General features: G+C 42.0%; 24 protein-coding genes. 17 read left to right on the forward strand and 7 right to left on the reverse strand.

From position 1 onward, the window contains the following. Positions 1–11 precede the first annotated feature (11 nt). The 8 genes from Q8G36_RS11325 (at position 12) to paaX (ending at position 7,408) form a co-directional block, all read left to right on the forward strand. Positions 12–317: an EthD family reductase gene (locus tag Q8G36_RS11325; protein WP_034314904.1), complete on the forward strand. Its 306-nt coding sequence runs from the start codon at positions 12–14 to the stop codon at positions 315–317. Further along, positions 314–1,090: an enoyl-CoA hydratase/isomerase family protein gene (locus Q8G36_RS11330; RefSeq protein WP_305160261.1), complete on the forward strand. Its 777-nt coding sequence runs from the start codon at positions 314–316 to the stop codon at positions 1,088–1,090. Before Q8G36_RS11325 ends, Q8G36_RS11330 begins: the two co-directional genes overlap by 4 nt. A gap of 10 nt (positions 1,091–1,100) precedes the next feature. Further along, positions 1,101–1,874 (forward strand): enoyl-CoA hydratase-related protein, encoded by a 774-nt coding sequence (locus tag Q8G36_RS11335; protein WP_305160262.1) that lies wholly within the window; start codon positions 1,101–1,103, stop codon positions 1,872–1,874. A gap of 23 nt (positions 1,875–1,897) precedes the next feature. After that, positions 1,898–3,415: an aldehyde dehydrogenase family protein gene (locus Q8G36_RS11340; protein WP_305160263.1), complete on the forward strand. Its 1,518-nt coding sequence runs from the start codon at positions 1,898–1,900 to the stop codon at positions 3,413–3,415. A 119-nt stretch (positions 3,416–3,534) separates the two neighbouring features. Beyond that, positions 3,535–4,407: a 3-hydroxyacyl-CoA dehydrogenase gene (locus Q8G36_RS11345; RefSeq protein ID WP_305160264.1), complete on the forward strand. Its 873-nt coding sequence runs from the start codon at positions 3,535–3,537 to the stop codon at positions 4,405–4,407. Beyond that, positions 4,404–5,612, forward strand: a complete 1,209-nt coding sequence (locus Q8G36_RS11350; RefSeq protein WP_305160265.1) for an acetyl-CoA C-acyltransferase — start codon at positions 4,404–4,406, stop codon at positions 5,610–5,612. The genes Q8G36_RS11345 and Q8G36_RS11350 overlap by 4 nt, the downstream gene beginning before the upstream one ends. Positions 5,613–5,664: 52 nt before the next feature. Further along, the gene (locus Q8G36_RS11355; protein ID WP_305160266.1) at positions 5,665–6,441 is read left to right on the forward strand and encodes an enoyl-CoA hydratase-related protein; all 777 of its coding nucleotides are present in this window, start codon (positions 5,665–5,667) and stop codon (positions 6,439–6,441) included. An 85-nt stretch (positions 6,442–6,526) separates the two neighbouring features. After that, the gene (gene paaX, locus Q8G36_RS11360) at positions 6,527–7,408 is read left to right on the forward strand and encodes a phenylacetic acid degradation operon negative regulatory protein PaaX (protein ID WP_305160311.1); all 882 of its coding nucleotides are present in this window, start codon (positions 6,527–6,529) and stop codon (positions 7,406–7,408) included. A gap of 93 nt (positions 7,409–7,501) precedes the next feature. On the opposite strand, the gene Q8G36_RS11365 is transcribed toward paaX, so the two are convergent. Further along, positions 7,502–8,014 carry a gamma carbonic anhydrase family protein gene (locus Q8G36_RS11365; protein WP_305160267.1) on the reverse strand — a complete coding sequence of 171 codons (513 nt, stop codon included), beginning with the start codon at positions 8,012–8,014 and terminating at the stop codon, positions 7,502–7,504. Positions 8,015–8,094: 80 nt separating this feature from the next. Between Q8G36_RS11365 and Q8G36_RS11370 the strand changes: the two genes are divergently transcribed. Further along, positions 8,095–9,054 (forward strand): NAD(P)H-dependent flavin oxidoreductase, encoded by a 960-nt coding sequence (locus tag Q8G36_RS11370; protein ID WP_305160268.1) that lies wholly within the window; start codon positions 8,095–8,097, stop codon positions 9,052–9,054. 192 nt (positions 9,055–9,246) lie between these two features. Here the strand turns inward: Q8G36_RS11370 and Q8G36_RS11375 are convergent, their stop codons facing one another. Continuing rightward, the gene (locus tag Q8G36_RS11375; RefSeq protein ID WP_305160269.1) at positions 9,247–9,384 is read right to left on the reverse strand and encodes a YjcZ family sporulation protein; all 138 of its coding nucleotides are present in this window, start codon (positions 9,382–9,384) and stop codon (positions 9,247–9,249) included. Between the two features lie 217 nt (positions 9,385–9,601). On the opposite strand from Q8G36_RS11375, the gene Q8G36_RS11380 reads away from it, so the two are divergent. From Q8G36_RS11380 to Q8G36_RS11400, 5 genes are all read left to right on the forward strand, one after another. After that, on the forward strand, positions 9,602–10,345 hold the full coding sequence (locus tag Q8G36_RS11380) for a metallophosphoesterase family protein (protein ID WP_305160271.1): 744 nt from the start codon (positions 9,602–9,604) through the stop codon (positions 10,343–10,345). Between the two features lie 98 nt (positions 10,346–10,443). Further along, positions 10,444–10,572 carry a hypothetical protein gene (locus Q8G36_RS11385; protein ID WP_305160272.1) on the forward strand — a complete coding sequence of 43 codons (129 nt, stop codon included), beginning with the start codon at positions 10,444–10,446 and terminating at the stop codon, positions 10,570–10,572. Between the two features lie 210 nt (positions 10,573–10,782). Continuing rightward, positions 10,783–11,709 (forward strand): cation diffusion facilitator family transporter, encoded by a 927-nt coding sequence (locus tag Q8G36_RS11390; protein ID WP_305160273.1) that lies wholly within the window; start codon positions 10,783–10,785, stop codon positions 11,707–11,709. Positions 11,710–11,989: 280 nt separating this feature from the next. Further along, a complete protein-coding gene (locus Q8G36_RS11395) occupies positions 11,990–12,679 on the forward strand; it encodes a response regulator transcription factor (RefSeq protein WP_305160274.1) in 690 nt (229 codons plus the stop codon). Beyond that, on the forward strand, positions 12,669–14,099 hold the full coding sequence (locus Q8G36_RS11400; RefSeq protein ID WP_305160312.1) for a HAMP domain-containing sensor histidine kinase: 1,431 nt from the start codon (positions 12,669–12,671) through the stop codon (positions 14,097–14,099). Before Q8G36_RS11395 ends, Q8G36_RS11400 begins: the two co-directional genes overlap by 11 nt. A gap of 55 nt (positions 14,100–14,154) precedes the next feature. On the opposite strand, the gene spx is transcribed toward Q8G36_RS11400, so the two are convergent. Continuing rightward, on the reverse strand, positions 14,155–14,550 hold the full coding sequence (gene spx / locus Q8G36_RS11405) for a transcriptional regulator Spx (protein WP_034314875.1): 396 nt from the start codon (positions 14,548–14,550) through the stop codon (positions 14,155–14,157). Between the two features lie 250 nt (positions 14,551–14,800). Between spx and modB the strand changes: the two genes are divergently transcribed. Beyond that, positions 14,801–15,454 carry a molybdate ABC transporter permease subunit gene (modB, locus tag Q8G36_RS11410; protein WP_305160275.1) on the forward strand — a complete coding sequence of 218 codons (654 nt, stop codon included), beginning with the start codon at positions 14,801–14,803 and terminating at the stop codon, positions 15,452–15,454. Here the strand turns inward: modB and Q8G36_RS11415 are convergent. Then, positions 15,416–15,895, reverse strand: a complete 480-nt coding sequence (locus tag Q8G36_RS11415) for a GNAT family N-acetyltransferase (RefSeq protein ID WP_305160313.1) — start codon at positions 15,893–15,895, stop codon at positions 15,416–15,418. The two genes, modB and Q8G36_RS11415, sit on opposite strands and share 39 nt — an antisense overlap. Positions 15,896–16,011: 116 nt before the next feature. Between Q8G36_RS11415 and Q8G36_RS11420 the strand changes: the two genes are divergently transcribed. Both Q8G36_RS11420 and Q8G36_RS11425 read left to right on the forward strand, forming a co-directional pair. After that, positions 16,012–16,503: a hypothetical protein gene (locus Q8G36_RS11420; RefSeq protein ID WP_076367434.1), complete on the forward strand. Its 492-nt coding sequence runs from the start codon at positions 16,012–16,014 to the stop codon at positions 16,501–16,503. 198 nt (positions 16,504–16,701) lie between these two features. Continuing rightward, positions 16,702–16,899 carry a cold-shock protein gene (locus tag Q8G36_RS11425; protein ID WP_028393295.1) on the forward strand — a complete coding sequence of 66 codons (198 nt, stop codon included), beginning with the start codon at positions 16,702–16,704 and terminating at the stop codon, positions 16,897–16,899. A gap of 40 nt (positions 16,900–16,939) precedes the next feature. Here Q8G36_RS11425 and Q8G36_RS11430 read toward each other — a convergent pair whose 3' ends face one another. The 3 genes from Q8G36_RS11430 to Q8G36_RS11440 form a co-directional block, all read right to left on the reverse strand. Continuing rightward, positions 16,940–17,107: a hypothetical protein gene (locus tag Q8G36_RS11430; protein WP_305160278.1), complete on the reverse strand. Its 168-nt coding sequence runs from the start codon at positions 17,105–17,107 to the stop codon at positions 16,940–16,942. 120 nt (positions 17,108–17,227) lie between these two features. Further along, entirely contained in the window at positions 17,228–17,665 is a 438-nt protein-coding gene (locus tag Q8G36_RS11435; RefSeq protein WP_305275041.1) for a flavodoxin domain-containing protein, read from the reverse strand. Next, entirely contained in the window at positions 17,637–18,689 is a 1,053-nt protein-coding gene (locus Q8G36_RS11440) for a ribonucleotide-diphosphate reductase subunit beta (protein ID WP_034314867.1), read from the reverse strand. Before Q8G36_RS11440 ends, Q8G36_RS11435 begins: the two co-directional genes overlap by 29 nt. Positions 18,690–18,733 lie beyond the last annotated feature (44 nt).

The following is an 18,733-nucleotide window of genomic DNA, read 5'->3' on the forward strand; positions in this document are numbered from 1 at the left end:
GGTTCTATAAGATGGTAAAATTAATCGCCCTATACAAACAACCTGAAAACAAGGAAGAATTCGATGAGCACTACTTCAATGTACATGGTCCGATAACGGAAAAAATTCCTGGTCTTCAAAAAATGGAGGTCACTAAAATAGTCGGGACCCCAATGGGCAAAGACTCTGAGTATTACATTCTATGTGAAATGTATTATGAAGACCACGATGCACTGCAACAAGGAATGCGTTCCCCGGAAGGAAAAGCATCAGGGAAAGACCTGATGGGCTTTGCTGGGAAACTAGTAACGATGATGATAGGCGAAGAGATAAAATGAATGCGCTTCAATTCATTGAAACGTCAATCGGGGATGGCATTGGTTATATCTTTTTAAATCGGCCGAAGCAACTGAATGCCCTTAACAGGAAAATGGTCAGGGAAATAGTTTCAACCATGGAAGCGTTCGACCGGGACCCACAAGTGAAGGTGATCTTGCTATCGGGCAATGGAAAAGCATTTTCCGCTGGAGCTGATATTGACGAGATGGTGAACGACAATCCGATCAGTATGGAGTTAACGAACCAATTTGCCGATTGGGACCGAATGAGCCTAGTCAAGAAGCCTGTGATTGGTGCAGTGAAAAGTTTTGTATTCGGTGGTGGTTTTGAACTTGCTTTATCCTGCGATTTCCTGATTGCCGCCAGCGATACCCAGTTTTCCTTTCCGGAAGTGACATTAGGGGTCATGCCTGGTGCAGGAGGAACCCAAAGGTTAACGAAATTGGTAGGCAAGACGAAGGCACTTGAATGGATATTGACGGCTGAAAGGATAAAGGCAAAGACAGCTTTGCAATATGGTTTCATTAATAAGATCGTTGCTTCTGAATTGTTAATGGAAGAAACGGTTGATTTTGCTAGAAAGATAGCAAAGCAACCTCCGTTAGCTGTAAGGCTGATTAAAGAATCCGTCAATAAAGCCGTTGATTACCCCTTATATGAAGGCATGCAATTTGAACGGAAGAACTTCTATATTCTTTTTGCATCAGAGGACCAAAAAGAAGGAATGAAAGCATTTGTTGAAAAAAGAGAGCCGAATTTTACAGGCGAATAAGGGGTGCTCTATGTACGAAACGATCACATATAGGGTTGAAAATGGAGTGGCTTGGCTTACTTTGAACCGTCCTGATAAACTTAATGCCTTTACGTCCCAAATGAATAAGGAAATACAGAAAGCGATCAAAATATCTGCGGGGTCAGATGAAGTGCGGGCCATTATCATTACAGGGGAAGGCAGGGCCTTTTGTTCGGGGCAGGATTTATCGGATGTTGATGAAAGCATGAATTTAGGCCAGATGCTTCGCGACGACTACGGTCCGATGATGCAGCAAATAGCAAACTGTGAAAAGCCGATCATTGCAGCGGTCAATGGAGTGGCAGCAGGGGCTGGTTTCAGCCTAGCGCTGGCATGCGATTTCCGGCTTGTTTCTGAAAAAGCCAGTTTTTTAAATGCTTTTGTCAATATCGGGTTGATACCTGATTCGGGGAATCTGTATTACCTTTCGCGGATCGTTGGTCATGCGAAGGCCTTGGAATTATCTTTATTGGGGGAAAAGGTTCCTGCAGCCGAAGCGAAAAATATCGGGCTCGCTACAAAAGTGATCGATGCGGAAGAATGGAACGAGCAATTGAAAGCCTTTGCAGAGAATATCGCAAACAAACCAACGAAAGCGATCGGCTTAATCAAAAGATACCTAGAGGCATCCTATCACCTTTCATTAGAAGAATACTTAAAAGAAGAAGCGGAGGGTCAGCGAATCGCTGGCTTAACGATGGATTATGCTGAAGGAGTGGCAGCATTCACTGAAAAAAGGAAAGCTCAATTCATAGGCAAGTAATATAGAAAAGGGAGTGGGATTACATGGTTAAAGTTCAGGAGTCAGCATTTGAAAAAGCGGAAATGAAGCGTGATTATTATCATCTGATCATTAATGGAGAAAGAGTGGAAAGCTCTGACGGTACCACGATTGATGCGTACAATCCTGCAACTGGTGAAATCATTGCCAAGGTTGCAAAGGCGACCAAGGAAGATGCAGAAAAAGCTGTTCAAGCTGCACGTGAAGCATTTGATAACGGGAAATGGAAGAGGACCCCGATTAATAAACGGTCTCGTGTATTGAACAAAATTGCTGCAATCATGCGTTCACGCTTTAATGAATTGGTTGAATTGGAGGTCCTGAACAGCGGTAAATCCATTTCTGCAGCGCAAGGCCAAGTCATGCAGGCAATTGAAGATTTCGAGTTTTATGCAGGCGCTTTAGTTGCACACCGCGGATCTGTCAATAATGTTCCTGGTCAATTCCATAACTATACGGAAAAAGAGCCAGTAGGTGTTTGTGCTCAAATCATCCCTTGGAATTACCCGATGATGATGGCAGCGTGGAAAATTGCACCTGCAATCGCAGTTGGCTGTTCAGTCATTGTTAAGCCAGCTTCTCTAACGCCGCTGACTGCCATTGTATTAGGGGAAATCTGTTTAGAAGCTGGTGTTCCTTCCGGAGTGGTCAATATCATTCCAGGTCCTGGATCGGACGTAGGGAATTACCTTGTCGAGCATCCGAAAGTGAATAAGGTGGCCTTCACAGGTTCTACGCCAATCGGCAGGGACCTCATGGGCAAAGCTTCACAGACATTAAAAAGGGTGACATTGGAGCTTGGCGGAAAGTCCCCGAATATTGTCTTTGAAGATGCGGACCTTGAAGCAGCTATCGATGGATCCTTATATGGCATTTTCTACAATACTGGACAATCTTGTGAGGCAAGATCCCGTTTATACGTACACGAAGACATATACGATGAGTTCGTTGCCAGATTCGTAGAAAAAACGAAGAAATTGAAATTGGGCAATCCACTCGACAAAGAAACACATGTCGGTGCAGTCATAGATCAAGGGCAATTGGATGTCATCGACAATTATGTACAATCTGCCATTGCTGATGGAGCGGAAATCCTGACAGGAGGAAAACCAGCGGTTATTGAAGGTTTCGAAAGCGGTTATTGGTATGAGCCGACGGTCATTGCAAAGGTCAATCATGAAATGGATGTAGTGAAAGAGGAAATATTCGGACCGGTTGTTGTCATTATGAAATTCAAAGATGAAAAAGAAGCCGTGAGACTCGCGAATGATACGGAATTCGGTTTGGGTTCAGCCCTATGGACAAAGGATGGCGGGCGTGCGACTCGAGTGGCAAATCAAATCGAAGCGGGAATCGTCATGGTGAATTGCCCATTCTCCGCATTTCCTGGAACTCCTTTCGGAGGATATAAACAGTCAGGATTCGGGCGGGAACTCTGTATTGAGACACTTGATCTTTATACGGAAACGAAAAGCATCATTTCCTATCATGGAAGCCGTCCCTTAAATCCCTTTGGAATTTAATAAAATATAAAATAGGTGGCTGGCTAAACGGTATGTCGGAAAAGTAATTCAGGTATGGATGAATGCTGATCTGATTACATTGTAGCCAGCCCTATTTATTTTAAAGGAGGAATGAACGAATGATTAGAAATCTAGTGATTGTCGGATCTGGTGTCATGGGCAGGGGAATAGCCTATGTAGGAGCAACAGGGGGCTTTAACGTAGTATTGGTGGATGTGAATCAAAATGCATTGGAAAGTGCAAGAAAAGAGATCGATACCATTTTTGAGAAGGGTGTGCGCTACCAAAAAATCACCCAGGAAGAAGCGGCAGCCGCAAAAAGCAGATTTTCGTATTCTTCCAATTTGAAAGAATCAGCAGCATATGCCGATTTAATCATAGAGGCAGTTCCGGAAAAGGCAGAAATAAAGAGGGGTGTCTTCGAAACAATAGAAGACCATGCAAAAGAAGGCTGTTACTTTGCTACTAATACTTCCACGATGAGCCCGACGGAAATTGGTTCTTATGGAAAGCGTCCTGAAAAAACGATTGCCATGCATTTTTTCAATCCTGTACAAAAGATGCCACTTGTTGAAATTGTACGCGGTCTTGAAACCAGTGATGAAACGGCAGCCATAATAAAAGAGGTAGCTGAAAAAATGGGAAAAGAAACCGTGGTCATTAATGAATTCCCTGGGTTTGTAACCAGTAGAATCAGCTGTTTGGTAGGTAATGAAGCGTTCTATATGCTTCAAGAAGGTTTGGGAACACCAGAAGAAATCGATAAGGCAATAAAGTTAGGGCTGAATTACCCAATGGGACCATTTGAACTAGGGGATTTGGTGGGATTGGATGCCCGTTTGAATAATTTAAAATATTTATATAGTAAACTTGGCGAGAAATACCGTCCGGCGCCCCTCCTTGAACAGTATGTTAAAGCTGGCAGGCTCGGCCGCAAGTCTGGCAAAGGTGTGTACGATTATACAAAAGATGGAGAGCTGATGAGGAAATGAAGGATGTTGTGATTGTCGATGCTGTGAGAACGCCAATCGGAAGATATAAAGGAGCTTTGAAAAGCGTTCGGCCGGATGACCTCGGTGCAATTGTAATCAAGGCGCTTACCGATCGCAATCCAGAGCTGCCACCAGATCAAATTGAAGATGTCATCTTCGGAAATGCAAATCAAGCAGGAGAGGATAATCGCGATGTGGCTAGGATGTCCGCCCTTTTAGCTGGTCTTCCAGTAAACGTAGCTGGAACGACAATAAATCGTTTGTGTGGATCCGGACTGGATGCCGTTATGTATGCTGCACGCTCCATAGCAGTAGGGGAAGGCGATATTTATATCGCAGGCGGGACTGAAAGCATGACAAGGGCGCCGTACGTCATGGCCAAACCTGAGAGTGAATTTCCGCGAGGGTCAATGGAGCTTCAGGATACAACGATCGGATGGCGTTTCACGAATGAGAAACTTAAAGAAATGTATGGCACGGACTCCATGCCTCAAACGGCCGAAAACGTCGCCCAGCGTTTTTCGGTTTCAAGGGGGGACCAAGATCAATTCGCGTTTCAAAGCCAGCAAAGAGCGAAAAAAGCAGTGGAAAATGGGCGTTTCATTAATGAAATCGTACCTGTTCGATATACGGATCGTAAAGGGAATGAGGTCATTTTCGATAAAGATGAACACCCCCGTCCTGACACGACCATCGAAAAGTTGGAAAAACTCAAACCTATCTTTAAAGGCGGCACTGTAACGGCCGGTAATGCTTCCGGTGTAAATGATGGTGCCTCAGCAATACTATTAATGAGTGCAGAAAAAGCACGGGAGCTTGGATTAAAACCTCTGGCCAAATATGTTGTAGGCGCGGTAGCGGGCTTAGAACCGTCCATTATGGGCCTTGGTCCAATTCATGCTACTAAAAAAGCATTGGAGAGGGCAAATTTAACAATTGAAGACATCGGGTTAGTTGAATTGAATGAAGCATTCGCTTCCCAATCCGTAGAGTGCATCCGCCAATTGAAATTGGATCAGGAGAAAGTGAATGTCAACGGCGGGGCGATAGCATTTGGCCATCCGCTCGGTGCAAGCGGGGCGCGTATTTTAACAACACTTGTTCACGAAATGAAAAAGCGGAATGTACGCTATGGTCTTGCAACGATGTGTGTCGGTGTTGGCCAGGGCATATCCGCCATTATAGAAAATATTGAAATTGATTGATGTTGGGCCCTTATTGAATAAGGGTCATTTTCTAAAAAAGGAGAGAGGACTCATGTCTAAGATTATTTATAAAGTGGTAAATCAAATCGGCTATATAACAGTGAATCGACCAGACGTATTGAATTGCTTCGACTACGAGACACTTTCTGAACTGCAGGAAGTCATCGATTCAGTTTATATGGACGGCGATATCCGTGTCGTCATTTTCACGGGTGCAGGGGAAAAAGCATTCAGCGCGGGAGCTGATTTGAAAGAAAGGAAGACTTTGAATGATAAAGAAGTAAGAAGGAACGTTAAAGCGATTCGCGATGTTTTTAATAGTATCGCAGGGCTTCCGCAGCCAACCATAGCTGCCGTCAATGGGTATGCATTGGGAGGAGGATTTGAATGGCTGCTTTCATGTGACTTTGCAATTGCTGCTGAAGGTGTTTCTTTGGGGCTCACTGAAACTAGCTGGGCCATTATTCCTGGGGCAGGCGGTACACAGCGGCTGCCAAGATTGATTGGGGAAATGAAAGCGAAGGAATTAATCTTTACTGCTAAAAAATTGACGGCAGAAGAGGCATGTCAATTAGGGATCCTTTTGAAGGTCGTGCCAATGGATCAACTTATGTCAGTCTGTGAGGAATTGGCAGCAGATATCATGAAGAATGGGCCGATTGCTGTAAAACAAGCCAAATATGCGATTGCCCAGGGAATGAATACAGACTTGCAAACCGGAATGGCCATAGAGGGAAAAGCCTATGAATTGACCATCCCGACTCAAGACAGATTGGAGGCACTCCAAGCATTTAGTGAACGGAGAAAAACGCAATTTACGGGTAAATAATATTGCGGTTTCAATTTAAAAAGATATAATAATAATTATGTCGTCCGTGTGAAAATAGTAACAATGTGAGAATGAGGTGAGAAAAATAGGAACTAATACGCAATCCATGATTTTTACGATTTACGGCGATTATATCCGTAATTATGGAAGTAAAATCTGGATAGGCAGTTTAATTCGATTATTAAAGGAATTCGGTCATAATGAGCAGGGTGTACGTGTAGCCGTTTCACGAATGGTCAAGCAAGGGTGGATTCAGTCGGAAAAGCAGGGAAATAAAAGCTATTACTTTTTGACCGATCGCGGTGTACAGCGAATGGATGAAGCGGCCAATCGCATATATAAGATGAAACCAAATGAATGGGACGGTAAATGGCGTATCTTAATGTACACGATCCCTGAAGATAAGCGGCAATTACGGGATGATCTCCGTAAAGAATTATTATGGAGCGGGTTTGGCAGCTTTTCTAGTGGTTGCTGGATTTCCCCTAATGATTTGGAGAAACAAATCAACCGCTTGATCGAGAAATATGACATCAATGAATATGTTGATTTTTTCATATCGGAGTACAAGGGTCCAAAAGAAAATCAATCGCTTGTAAACAAGAGCTGGCATTTAGAAGAGATTGAAAATAAATATGAAGAATTCATCGAGAAATACAGCAAACAATTCATCGTTCATCAAAGCATCATTAGCAGGGGGGAAATGTCCGATGCTGATTGCTTTGTAGAACGAACGAACTTGGTGCATGAATACCGTAAGTTTTTATTTATCGATCCGGGCCTGCCAAAGGAATTGTTGCCTTCAAAGTGGAACGGGAATCATGCTGCTCTATTATTTAGCCAGTATTATCAAGTCTTGGCTGAACCAGCAAGCCGTTTCTTTGAAAGCGTATTTCAGGAAAACAATGATTTATGCCGGAAAAACGAAACCTATGATGCTAAGGATCATCCTCTTATCATTAAGTGAAAAAGAGCTTCAGCCAGTCGCTAATGACTTGCAGAAGCTCTTTTCTACATTTTTAGTCAACTAAAGACAACGGGGACATTCTCTTTGTGATATTTAATCAAGTATCCCTTTGAAGTCCTTTCCTTTTTGAACATACGTATCAATCGAAAGTTGGATCAATTCAAGATCTTTATCATTCAATCTGCGAACCACTTTCCCAGGGGAACCAATAACCAGAGAACGTGGAGGTATGCTTTTGCCAGAGGAAATCAATGTATTCGCTCCGATAATGCATTCTTCGCCGATTTCTACATTATCCAATATCGTTGAACCCATACCGATAATGGATCGTTTTCCTATTTTACAACCATGTAGGATAACGTTGTGACCAACCGTCACTTCGTCTTCAATGACAACTGGGCATCCTTCAAATAAATGAATGGTGGAGTTATCTTGAATACTGCATTTTTCTCCTATTGTGATTGAATCTTCATCACCGCGCAGAACGGAGTTAAACCAAATGGTCGATTCTTTCCCAATCGAGATATCACCGATTAAATGGGCACCAGGTGCAACGAAAACGGTTTCATCAATAGAAGGCTTTTTATTATTGTACGGAATAATCATAGTATCGCTCCTTTTTGAAAAGTCAGAATTGTTTTTCTAATGAATATAGTATAACATTAAATGGACAGGGAGGGATGAAAGTGAAATATATTTGTGAGCTTTTTTCGATAAAATATCCAATTATTCAAGGCGGCATGGGGAATATAAGCAATGCAAGTCTTGCGGCTGCAGTATCCAATGCAGGGGGCCTAGGGACAATAGGGTGCGGTACCATGAATCCTGAACAGGTAGAAGCTATCATTCTCGAAACCAAAGATAAAACCAATAACAATTTTGCGTTGAACATTCCAATAAACGTTAGTCTATATACAGATGAGTTAATCAATCTTGTCCTGAAGCATGATATACCTGTAGTTTCCTTATCTGCAGGAAATCCTGCCCCTTTCATTCCATTATTGCAAAAAAAGAATATAAAAGTGATCGCTATCGTTGCATCGGTCAAGCACGCGCAAAAAGCGCAAGCTGCAGGGGCCGATGTATTGGTTGCAGAAGGCTTTGAAGCTGCCGGCATCAATTCGAACCTGGAATTGACGACCTTTACACTCATTCCGCAAATTAGCAAGCATGTGACGCTGCCGGTTTTGGCTGCTGGAGGGATAGGCAATGGTCAGGGGTTGGCAGCTGCATTGATGTTGGGAGCTTCAGGAGTCCAGTTAGGAACCAGGCTGATTGCTACACAAGAAGCACCGTTCCATCCATCATATATACAGAAACTAATGGAAGCGATGGGTAATGATACGTTTATATTGGGCAGGTCCGTTGGCCAGGTCAGAAGAGTATTGAAGGACCCATACACGGAAAAAATTCTGAATTTGGAAAAAGAGGGACTGTCTCCTATGAATTATCGTGAAATGACCTCAGAAGTCCATCATATTAATGGTGCAATGAACGGGGATGTTAACAATGGTTTTATGAACAGCGGCCAGGTTGCCGGATTGATCGACGATATACCCACGGTTAAGGAATTACTTGATGGCATGATGAAAGATGCGAAAAAACAAATGGAAGATGGATTGAGCAGGCTCTCTGTGCCCCTTTAAAATGATTTGATAGTGGAGGGTACCAATCTTCATGTCTAGCAGAAGTTATTCCCTTGGTTAACAGTTAAAATTAATTGATCATATGTAATAACAGGTTGAAAAGGGGAAAATTCTATGGAAAAGCAAGGACTAAATGTCAATTCATAACAAAGAAGGCGCCATGATCAGGCGCCTTTTTGATTTTTGTCATAATTAGAAGCCGCCACCGAATCCCCAACTGCATCCGATGATGATCAACAAGATGAATAATACGATTAGCAATGCAAATCCGTTATCGAAACCGCCGCAGCCGCCACCGCCGCCACAACAATCGTTACCATTTCCACCCATTTGATTTCCTCCTCATACATATTATGAATTACAATACCTAGCAAAACATCTTTACCGGGAATACTTCATACTATGTATTCTAGGCCAAAGTGTTTGCTTATTCATAAAAAATGGGCGTGGGTAGATCAGGGGGAATAAGCCCGAATATTTTTTTGAATTCGTTTTAAATGTTATAATATACCATGTGGATTGTGGGGGAAGGGAGCTGAATTAAGTCATGAAAGTTGCCATTATAACGGATGTGCATGGTAATGCATCAGCGTTAAAAGCAGTTCTTAGGGATATTGATCAAAGGGAAGATATAGATCGTCTCTATTGTTTGGGAGATATGGTCGGGATTGGCCCGGATACAAATGAAGTCCTTGAACTTTTATTTTCAAGAAATGATTTATCGATGATAACTGGAAATCATGATGAAGCTGTCCTGGCAATCATTAACGGGGAGCCGCATCCGGCCGGTCATATTCATGTAAAGGAGCATCATGAATGGATAGCAGATAGGATGCATCGGAAATTCATAACCAAATTGGAAAAATTACCTCGTACCATACATCATATCATTAATGATCACTCCGTTTACTTCACCCATTATCACATGGAATCGAAGAAATTGGATGAGCACATAAGCCAAAATCCATTTAGTAAAATCGTTGAACCGAGTTTAAATAACTTAGAAATGCTTTTTAAAGATCAGCATCACGATTTAATAGGATTCGGACATCATCATCCTATCCACCTTTTTAAAAATGACCGAACGATATTCCTGAACCCTGGTTCTCTTGGCTGTAATGGTCAACCAGTTGCTCCTTATGCCATTGTTTCAATTGAACATACGGGTATTCAGGTAAAGCTTGAAAAAGTCGCCTATGATAATACATCGTTCCTGACATCGTATCAAAGCTTACAAGTTCCAGAGCATGAATTCATCATACGTGCCTTCCATGGCGGCCAGCAGGCCTAAGACGTTTATAAAAGATGAAGTATGGGGAAATGTTGAGCATAAAGGTACATGCCTGTGGATAAGATAATAGGCAAACATCACGAAGCTGGAGGTAGGTCATGAAGGAAAAGGAGCAGGTAAATCAAGAGCAGGAAGAGATGGAACGTCACAGTCTTGTCTGTAATGATGAATTGTTTAATAAGGATCTGCAAGCCATTGTCGATGATACGATGCAAGAGGAAAGATAAACGGGAAAAACGCTGCAGGAAATGTCTGTAGCGTTTATTTTTACTTTGAAATGGTTGAAGGCAGAATTTTGGGTTTTTCGTAAAAGATCACGTCCTGCCTGTTTTCATCACTCTTTTTACAGCCTGTGAACCCCGGAAGTGAATCATTTGAAACCATTCTGGATTTATCCCATACTATATATAAGTTTCAAATCCGAGAGGAGGGATGGCATGGGTCATCATCATGGTCACTCCCATGATCATGGGCACGGACACCACCACCATTCTAACAATAAAAAAGCATTGTTGGCATCTTTCTTATTGATCTCTACATTTATGATAGTCGAGGTCATTGGCGGATTCTTGACAAATAGTCTGGCTTTACTGTCGGATGCAGGTCACATGCTTAGTGATGCGGCAGCATTAGGACTTAGTTATACAGCGATAAGGATGGGGGAAAGGAAAGCGACATCGTCCAAATCGTTTGGCTATAAACGGTTTGAAATCATTGCTGCTTGTTTGAATGGATTGACCTTGATCGTCATATCCGTATTCATTTTCGTAGAGGCAATTAAGAGGTTCCTGGATCCCCCTGAGGTGCAAAGCTTGGGAATGCTAATGATTTCAATCATCGGCTTACTTGTTAATATCATTGCTGCCTGGATTTTAATGAGCGGAGATAAAGAAGACAATCTGAATGTACGGAGTGCATTTTTACATGTTATTGGTGATATGCTTGGATCTGTGGGTGCCATTGCGGCCGCACTCTTGATTTATTTTTTCGATTGGGGAATTGCAGATCCGATTGCGAGCGTCATAGTCGCGATTTTAATTATTATCAGCGGTTTTAGGGTAGTGAGGGATTCTTTCCATATCTTGATGGAGGGCACACCAGACCAAGTCGATATGGATGAAGTGAAAGCATCCTTGATGGAGTTGGTCGGAGTATCCGATGTCCATGATCTCCATATCTGGACGATCACCTCTGGTTTTTTGACAATGAGCTGCCATGTTGTCATAGATGAGAGCGGTAATCACGATTCAGTTTTAGCAGAAGCGCAAAAACTACTTCACGATCGGTTTGGAATCGAACATAGCACGATCCAAGTGGAAAGACAGGAAGCGGGCTGTCCGAATCCACACGAGACATGTAATTGAAAAGGGCTGGCTCAGTTTAGAGCCAGCCTCTTAAGAGTGTAATAAGAGTTTCAAGCAATTTTATATCCTTCCGTATGACTTATACCGACCATGTAGTAGCTGTTAAAATGTATCGAGATCACTTGCACATAATTACAAAGTGAAAACATCGGTTAATTTTACTGCGAACATAATCCTGACACATAAAAAGGGTAAGATTGAGGAAAAATGCTTGGTGTTTTTAATAGTTAGCATATACAAAATGTTTCCACTATAATTCAGGAAGGAGGAATCCATTTAAATGAAGAAAATTCTTGTAGTAGAAGATGAAATTGCCATATCGATGGTATTGAAAGCATATTTGGAGCGGGAAGGTTTTGATGTAGTACAAGTTTACGATGGACTGAAGGCCATTCCGGTGTTTGACGAAACGAAGCCAGACCTTGTCCTGCTTGATGTCATGTTGCCGGGTAAGGAAGGCTGGGATATATTGAAGGAAATTCGGGATGACGATACATGTCCGGTTATCATGTTGACTGCACTGACAGATGTCGATTACAGATTATCGGGATTTAAGTCAGGTGCGGATGATTACATCTCCAAACCCTTCGTTGCAGAAGAAGTCGTGGCCCGGGTGCATGCCGTTTTAAGAAGATCCTCATCGGTTGTTACGGAAGTTGGTCATGTACATGAGTTTGGGAGTTTAACCATCGATGATCTGTCTTATATGGTGCATTTGAATGGGGAAGAGATAAACTTGACGCCGCGTGATTTGTCGCTGCTCGTTTTTTTCGCTAAGCACCCTAATCAAATTTTCACGAGAGAACAGCTGCTCGACCAAGTATGGGGCATGGATTATGACGGCAGTGACCGTGCGGTGGACCTTGCGATCAAACGAATCAGGAAGGCGATAGATGCATGGCCTGTAACTGAGGGGGAAATAAAAACATTGCGTGGATTGGGGTATCAATTGAGTGTCTATGAAAACTAAAAAAAGAACCACTTTACAACGCTATTGGACTAAGAGATACGTATTGACCTTGATTTCCGGTTTGATATTATTGTCTGTTTTTTCCTTATGGTGGATGGAAAAAACGGCTTTGGAATATAGGCTTAGCCTTCTTAAGTACTTAGCTGATGAAACATCCGATCGGGCGATTAAGGAAAATGGTCAGATTGTCGTTGGCCCGATCCTTTCGGAAATTGTTGAGGAAAGGGAGAAAATCCTCCATCTGAACCAACAGCCAATCATCTATATCGTCGATCCCGATGCCACCATCATTTATACGATGCCACAATTGTATATAGATCCGGATGAAAATAAACTTCCGGACGTCATCATGAAAAATACGGAGTTAATCCAGAAGGTCAAGATTTCCGACAACAAAGTATATGTCGTCAAATCCCCCATTACGTTTAATGATGAGACGAGAGGCTGGGTGGTCATTGCACAGGAAGAAGGGGCATTGAAGGAAATCAACCAAGATCATGGCTTGTTGGCGATCATGATTGGAGGCCTTCTGATTCTGGGAACGGGAGTCATTTATTTTCTTTCCAGGCAGATTTCGCGCCCTATCCAAGACGTAGCCAACGCTGCTGTCCAGGTTCGTGAAGGCAACTATGATATCCATTTCAAAGAGGAAGAGGAAATCAAGGAAGAGGAAATTTATGAACTGATAGAATCATTTAAGGAAATGACCAACCGATTGAAGGTCATGGAGAAGTTGCGGGCGGAATTGCTTGCAGGCGTAACCCATGATTTGAAAACGCCGGTCACTTCCATTAGCGGACTGATACAAGCGGTCAAGGATGATGTCGTTAAGGGAGAGCAAAGTAAGGAATTCCTCGATATTTCCTTAAAGGAAACTCAACGTTTACAAGGAATGATAGAGGATTTACTCAATTATAATGCCATATCTGCAGGCGCTTTTAAAATCCGGGTACAAAGAGAGAATATCAATATATTCATCAAGGAAATCGCCTATCGCTGGCAGGTGACCCAGGATGATGATCAAGCGTTCGCTTTTGAGATAAAAGTTCCTGATGAACCGATCTTTGGTCAAATTGATTCATTACGGATGCAGCAAATCGTCATTAACCTTTTGAATAATGCCAGACATGCACTTGATGGGAAAGGGAAAATAGCGATTCACCTTTATGAAAAGGATGAAGAACGAATCTGCATTGATGTACTGGACAGTGGCCGGGGGATCCCAAAACATGAACAACAATATGTGTTCGAACCATTTTATCGAGGCGAAAACAAAAAGTTGAAGGTACGTGGTTTAGGTTTGGGACTGCCATTCAGTAAGATGCTCGCAAAAGCGCAAAAGGGAGATCTTGTGCTTAAGGATAGCGATGAACAAGGCACCACCTTCACGATTGTCATAGAAAAAGCGGATCGGATATAAAAAAGGGTTGTCCGATGTAATGGACAACCCTCTTATTATGCAGAATGCTAACTAATTAAGCCAATTGGCTGATTGCACGCCATAATTGTACATGACGGACCTTCCTTGGAAGGAAGCGTCCCATTTCTTCTTCATTATATCCTGCATGCAAGTTCTTATGGTCGAAAATGATTGGCCGGCGAAGTAAATCCGGGTTATCTTGAATAAGCTTGCAAAGATCATTAAGCGGTGTATTATTTATATCGATATTCAGGCTTTTGAATTTTTTGGAACGGGTTGAGATGATTTCATCTGTCCCGCCTTCCGTTTTACGTAAAATCTCTTTTATTTCTTCTATAGAAAGAGGTTGGGAATATAGGTTACGTTCATTAAAGGAAATTTCGTTTTTCTTAAGCCAAGCTTTTGCTTTACGACAGGCTAAACTGCTTGGAGTAGTATAAATTGTTACCATTAAAATCGACTCCTTCAAAGTTTTCAAGTTTATTGGAATGAAATTATTTTTATATTTGTGATACTCTTACTTTAACGTTTCTTTGTGTCAGCAAGATGTCAAGAAAAATAAACTTAAATGTTATTTTTAAAAAGAAAGGGAGAAAATGAAATATGAAATCTGCCTTTAATGAAAAAGAAGCCGTTTGGGTAATGATGCCGAACAAGGACCTGCATAGGCCGATATTTAACAGTGATGTGCGGATAGTATCATGACAGGAGATTTTTGGTCACCAGTCAGGCTATCGATACAAGTAGCGGGACTATCGGGTATCCTTGTTTTCATTTTAGGAATTATCCTAGCGCGAATGATGGCTAAAAAGCAATTCAGGGGAAGAGTCCTGTTGGAAACAGCGTTTTTATTGCCGCTTGTTTTGCCGCCATCCGTCGTTGGTTTTTTATTGATTGTGATTTTTGGCAAGAGTGGAATGCCGGGACAATTCATTGAAAGGGTTTTTGATCAGCCCCTGATGTTCACGTGGTGGGCGGCGGTCATTGCATCTACCGTGGTAGCGTTTCCGCTTATGTACCAATCCGCTAAAACGGGCTTTGAAGGTATAGATGAAGAAATTGAAAATGCAGCAAGGGTTGACGGGGCCGGCGAGTGGAGATTATTCCTGTTTGTATCCCTCCCATTGGCGGTCAAATCGATCGTCACAGGTGCCATCTTGAGTTCTGCGCGTGCGTTGGGGGAATTCGGGGCCACACTCATGTTTGCCGGGAACATTCCCGGACAGACACAAACCATACCGACTGCGATTTATATCGCCATGGACTCCGGGAATATGGCATTAGCTTGGCTATGGGTTGCCGTAATCATCGTCATTTCATTCATTATGCTTTTTGTCGTGACTTACATAAAATGACTGCTGTTTCTCGAATATGCTTATGAAGAAGAGAGGTGCGGCTTCTACGTCCTCTATATGGATGAAGCCGTTTTTTTCGTAAAGGTTCCGTGCAGGCAAGTTCATTTTACCGGTCGAAACGGATATCTTTTTCCAGTCGCAGTGTAATTGAAGAGCATGCAACAGTGCATCCGCGATACCCTGCCGAAAATAATCAGGATGGACAACCATTCGGCAAATCAGCATTTGACCATTCTCTTTTGTATAAGATATTGCACCCGCCAAAGCATCGCCCTTTAAATAGCATAAAAACGTTTCATGACAATGAATGAATGGTTCATATGTTTCCAGTAGGGGAGGTATATCGGCAAAACCGATCATTTCCGCTTCCACCTTATAGGCTTCTTTCTGAAGTTTAAAAAGCTGCTGGCCATAATCGGAGTCTAGGTCCCGAATTTTCATGATCAAATCATATCACTTCCTTTCATTACATTATAATGGAAGTGGGAGATTATTGTTTCTAATCAGTCTGTGTTATAATCGACAAACAATATGAACTAATGAAATGAGGAAGAAATTTGTTAACATTTGAAGAGAAATTGAGCATCATTGAAACGTTTCCGGAATTACAGCGAAAAGATGTTTCATTGGGACGTGTGAACTTCCATTATCCAGATAGCGTCCAGGAGAAAAAGATCGTCGTTCAGCACTTGCATCCCAATGGAAATGGATTCGTTTACGCAGGGCATATGAGAAAAAAAGACACTGACCGTAAAGGGTTTATCAATATACGTGACTATAATGAAGCGGAATTAAAAGAATTGATCCAAAAAAGCGTGGATTACCTATCTGAACCTCCTGTTGAATTCGAAGAAGAGGAAAACGAGTTCGCTAGGTTGGAAGGGACATGGATTGGCCCTGAAAAGCAAGAGCTTACACTTGAAAGGGAAGACCTGCTTTGGAATGTGTATTCAGGGTCGAATCTTGAAGAGTGTTTCGAGAGTCCAGTAGAGGCGGAGCGCTACTTATTGGACGAAGGCTTCCGACAAAGCAAGAAGAGGAATATGTAGAATTTTAGGATAATTTGTCGGTTGATTTACTGCGATAATCTTGTTTTTTTAGGATTTCCCATGATATAATATAAGTAATTATTTTTGTTCGGAATAAGTTTGATAGAAGGATTTACTGTAATAGGATTCCTCTTGAAACATTATCCAGAACCAAAAATAGTAATAAAATGGATTTTTCCAAACACAGGAGGAACTATCATGGTACAAGGTAAAGTAAAATGGTTTAACGCAGAAAAAGGTTTCGGTTTCATCGAAGTTGAAGGCCAAGACGATGTATTCGTACATTTCTCAGCTATCCAAGGCGAAGGCTTCAAAACGCTTGAAGAAGGCCAAGAAGTTTCTTTCGAAATCGAGCAAGGCGCTCGTGGACCACAAGCAGCTAACGTTCAAAAATAATTGAACGCATATAAAAAAAGACTCCGTTTTTGGAGTCTTTTTATTTTTCTTTTTTTTCGGCCATTTCCTTTAATGCTTTGTCCAATTTTTCTTCGATTCGTTTAGAACGATTAAAATGCCCTGCCAGGAAAAACACGATGAATATAACGAATACGACAAGCAATAGCATAAAAAGGATAGGCAGGAACTGGGTTATATTTTCACTCATTGGATATTATCCCCTTTTTTCTTCCATTATACTTCATGCTTACCGCTGCTATGATAGAGGGAGTTGAGTTTTAAAAAAAACACTGAAAGGGGATATGCGAAAACGCATATCCCCTTTCAGTCAGTTCTGGAATAGCGAGGCGAACTTTTGTAGTCTGGGCAAGTCAGATTCTTGATACATCTGTTCTATCTTCAATGTCACCAATAACTGGCTCTTGGCAAATAACATGTCCCGGAAATGATCGACCGCCCCGCAAAAATGATTATAGTTGGTTTCACCAGTGCCGAAGACTCCCGTTTTCAGATGGGCAATAGGCAACTGTTCCAGTTCTTTATAAAGGGCTGCTGATTTAGAAGGAAGGTCTCCATTGCCCCATGTATAGGTGCCGATAATCAATGCATCGTAATCCGGCAATGTACGTAAATCGAAATCATTCATTCGATATAGTCCAGCTTCGGGTAAAAGGGAAGCGATGGCTTCAGCAAGCGCTTTTGTATTGCCGCCAGCTGAATGATAGACAATGGCAATTTTACAGCTCATCGAACCCATTACTGGCATTTACTTGACTGTATGTCCTTGACTTTTGTTCGAAGAAATCGGTTTTTGTAAGTCCGATGGATTCATCATCGAACGTTTTGATCCATGGCATCGGGTTCTCGCCATACTCTTTATACAAATTTTCAAGTCCTAGCATACGTAACCGTTTGTTGGCGATATATTCGATGTACTCATTGAATTCTTCCAAATCGAGATCGGCTTTGGTTTGGATATCTTCGAGCATATATTCAGACCATTCCTTTTCGAGTTCGACTGCTTTTTCAATCGTTGTATAGATGAACTTCGTGTTTTCTTCATTATTTAACTCAGGATATTCATACATCAAAATTTGAACGAGCATTCCAATGAAATCGAAATGGACCATTTCATCGCGATGAATATAAGATATCATCGTAGCGGAACCAGTCATTAAATTTTGGCGTCCTAAATTATAATAAAAGGCGAAAGCCAGATAGAAATAAATTCCTTCAAGGTTCGTTGAATGGATCAGTGCCTCGAATAAATGTTGAGGGCTGGGATCGTCCACGAACGTTTGATAGGCATCAACGATCGGTTGGTTACGCTTAATCACTTCAGGATGTTCTTTAATGCGGTCGAAAAGCTGTTTTTGCTTGCCTACCGGAATCAAGGAAGCAAGGATATAGGAATAAGATTCATTATGGATCGATTCCTGCTGGGCCATGTTGGCCAGGATAGCTTTTGCCGCCGGATCTTTGATGTACCGAAGGATTTCTACTAAAGTGGGCGTTTGAAGACTGTCCATTCCAGCAATCATCGTAAGTATATCGAGAAAAGCGTCCTGGATATCTTCGTCCAATTCGCCCCACTGCTTTTTATCCTGAATCATGTTCACGCTCGAAGGCTTCCAAAAGTTATTGATGAGCTGTGTATAGGTATCATAGAATTTTTCATACTGAATATCGTTCCAAAGGAGAAAGCCTGAAGCTTCTCCTTTGAAAACACCCGTTGCCTTGGTTGGATGCGTTGGTTCGAGCATCCGAATCTTTTTGATATGATTGGTCATTCGTGAAAACTCCTTTAAGTATAGATTACTGGGTTATGATTGTT

The organism is Peribacillus frigoritolerans (assembly GCF_030676415.1).
GTDB lineage: Bacteria > Bacillota > Bacilli > Bacillales > DSM-1321 > Peribacillus > Peribacillus frigoritolerans_A.